This window comes from Acidisphaera rubrifaciens HS-AP3 (assembly GCF_000964365.1).
In the GTDB taxonomy this organism is placed as follows: Bacteria; Pseudomonadota; Alphaproteobacteria; order Acetobacterales; family Acetobacteraceae; genus Acidisphaera; species Acidisphaera rubrifaciens.
On the sequence record NZ_BANB01000312.1, the window covers coordinates 1 to 2,891 of the forward strand.

Consider the following 2,891-nt stretch of genomic DNA (forward strand, 5'->3'; position numbering starts at 1 on the left):
GGCAGGCGGAAGCCGATCGGCGCGTCGCCGGGAATGAGGAACAGGTGATCGCCGCGGAAGAACCACCGCCCGGATTGCCAGCGCCGCCCGCCGCCATCGTCCACCCGCCGCAGCGGCAGCACGACGCCGACGCTCGCCGCCAGTCCCTGGCTGAAGACGCGGGCGAGGCGCGCGCGCTCCAGCGGATCCGCGAGCTTCGCGTCCTCGGCCACGACGTTGGCGGGCAGGCGCTGCTCGCGCCAGAGGAAGTAGTGGATGTCCTCATAGGCCGGCTGCACGAGGCCGGGATCGACCTGCAGCCGTTCGGCCAGCACGGCCGCGAAGCGGGCGGCATCGGCCTCCGTCGCGGTGTCGTGGTCGTCGTCGGTCGCGAGCAGGGCGGGGTCGGTCCAGACCGGCTCGCCGTCGCGCCGCCAATGCGCGTTGAGCGCCCAGCGCGGCAGCTGCTCGCCCGGATAATGCTTGCCGAGCGCGAGCTGGATCGCCGCCCCCGGCGCCCAGACCGGCGCCAGGCGGCGCAGCAGGCGATAGGCATAGGCGCGCTTGGTCGGACCCAGCGCGTCGGTGTTCCATTCCGGCGCGTCCGGATCGTCGGCGGCGACGAAGGTGGGCTCCCCGCCCATGGTCAGACGCACGTCGCCCGCCGTCAGCGCCCGATCGACCCGCCGGCCGGCGGCGAGGATGTCGGACCAGGTCGCCTCGGTATAGGGCTTGGTCGTGCGCGGCGTCTCCAGCACGCGGCGCATCCGCATGTCGAAGCCGAACTCGACCTCGGCCTTGTCGTGCGCGCCGGAGATGGCGGCGGCGGAGATCGGATCGGGGCTGGCGGCGAGCGGGATGTGCCCCTCCCCCGTCAGCAGGCCCGAGGTCGCGTCGAGCCCGATCCAGCCCGCGCCGGGCAGATAGACCTCGGCCCAGGCATGCAGGTCGGTGAAATCGGCGGTCGGCCCCTCCGGCCCGCTGACCGGCTTCACGTCGGCGACGAGCTGGATCAGGTAGCCGGAGCAGAACCGCGCGGCATAGCCGAGATGGCGGAGCAGCTGGACCATCAGCCACGCGCTGTCGCGGCACGAGCCGCGCCCCTGCGCCAGCGTCTCCTCCGGCGTCCAGACGCCGGGTTCGAGGCGCACGACGTAGCCGATGCGCCGCTGGACCATCTGGTTGACCGCCACCAGCATGTCCACGGTGCCCTGCTCGCCGCGCGGCACCTCGGCGATCAGGCCGGCGAGCAACGGGCCCGGCGTGTCGCAGCGGCGATAGGGGGCGAGTTCCTGCTCCAGCACCGGGTCGTAGGCGAAGGGGAACGTCTCGGCCTGCGGCTCCAGGAAGAAGTCGAACGGGTTGATCGTCGCCATGTCGGCCACGAGATCGACCGTCACGTCGAAATGCGTCACCCGCTCGGGGAAGACAACACGGGCGAGGAAATTGCCCTGCGGGTCCTGAACCCAGTTCAGGAAATGCGGCTCCGGCGCCACGCGCAGCGAATAGGAGAGGATCGGCGTGCGGGCGTGCGGCGCGGGGCGCAGGCGGATGGTCTGCGGCCCGAGATTGATCGGCCGGTCATAGCGGTAGGTCGTCGTATGCGTGAGGGCGACATGGATCGACATGCGGTCGGGTCCTGCGTGCGGTCGGTAAACGGCGGCGCCCTGGGGTGGGGAGCGGACGGGGCGAGGCGGTGCCTAGCAGAATCCAGGCCGGGCGAAACCGGCCGATGCGCGGTGCTCGCACGCGGACGGCGGGACCCGCCGCCTCAGGCCGGCACCTCGGCGGCCAGCCGCAACAGGTCGGCGCAGCGCCGCCCGCTTTTCGCATAGGCACGCCACCCCGTCTCCGCCGCGAGCTTGGTCCAGTGAACCAGCCGCGCGGCGTCGAGGTCGGAGACGCTGCCGTCGGCGGCCGAGAACGCGCCCGGCAGCGCGTCGGCATCCGCCCGCGCCGCCCGCAGCGCATCGGCGTCGAGTGCCGCGCCCGCCGCGATCACCGCCGCCTTCTCCGCCGGGCGCAGGGCGTCGAACACCAGTTCGGAGATCATCAGCGGCTGCAGCGTGTAGCCGCAGGCACCGCCGCCGGCCGCCGTCGTCACGTGCGGCGCCTGCTCGGCCAGACGGTAGCTGAGCGCGCTGGTGGCCGAGACGATCGCAGCGTCGAGCCGACCCTTGCGCATCGCCTGGCTGATCGCCTCGACCGGCAGCGCCTCCGGCTTCGCGCCGGCGGCCTTGACCATGTCCGCCACCGGCACCGAGCCGCTGCGCACCGACAGCCCGGCCATGTCCGACGGCACCGCGACCGCGCCCGCGCGTGCCGCGACGGCGCGCGGCAGCCAGACCCAGGTCAGGATACGCACGCCATGTCCGCGCAGCAGCGACTCCAGCTGCTGCCCGGCCGGAGCATCGCGCCAGGCCGTCGCCTGCGCCTCGGTCATGACGAGGCAGGGGACGGAGCCGATCGCCGTCTCCGGCAATTCGGCGGCCCCGTTGGCGAGCGGACAGAGCGTAAGATCGAGCGCGCCGCGGCGGAGGCCGGAGAACTGCGCCGCCGCTTTGACCAGGGTCGCCGCCGGATAGACCTCGAACGTCAGCGCGCCGTCGGTCCGGGCGGTGACGTCGGTGGCGAAGCGGCGCACCAGACGGTCACGGAAATCGCCCTGATCGCCACTGCTGGCGGGATAGTGATGGCTGATGCGCAGGACACGCGGCGGAGGCTTTGCCGCCTCGGCAGCGCGGGCACGGCGCAACAGCCAGGGGGTCGCCAGCGGGGCGGCCAAGGGAATCGCCAGACCGGCGGCGGCGGTGCCGGCCATGGCGAGGGCGGCGCGGCGGGAAAGCGGCATCGGGAGTCACCTCTGCCGCTCTCTACGCGGCTAAGATCGGAAGAGCACACGTCTGAACTCC

Annotated in this window: 2 protein-coding genes; both read right to left on the reverse strand. The window is 73.0% G+C overall.

All coding sequences use genetic code 11. From position 1 onward, the window contains the following. Positions 1–1,607 (reverse strand): transglutaminase family protein (locus tag B8460_RS10240; protein ID WP_048861501.1); only part of this gene is annotated, 1,607 nt, incomplete at its 3' end. Between the two features lie 143 nt (positions 1,608–1,750). Beyond that, positions 1,751–2,830: a TRAP transporter substrate-binding protein DctP gene (gene dctP / locus B8460_RS10245; RefSeq protein WP_084623470.1), complete on the reverse strand. Its 1,080-nt coding sequence runs from the start codon at positions 2,828–2,830 to the stop codon at positions 1,751–1,753. Positions 2,831–2,891 lie beyond the last annotated feature (61 nt).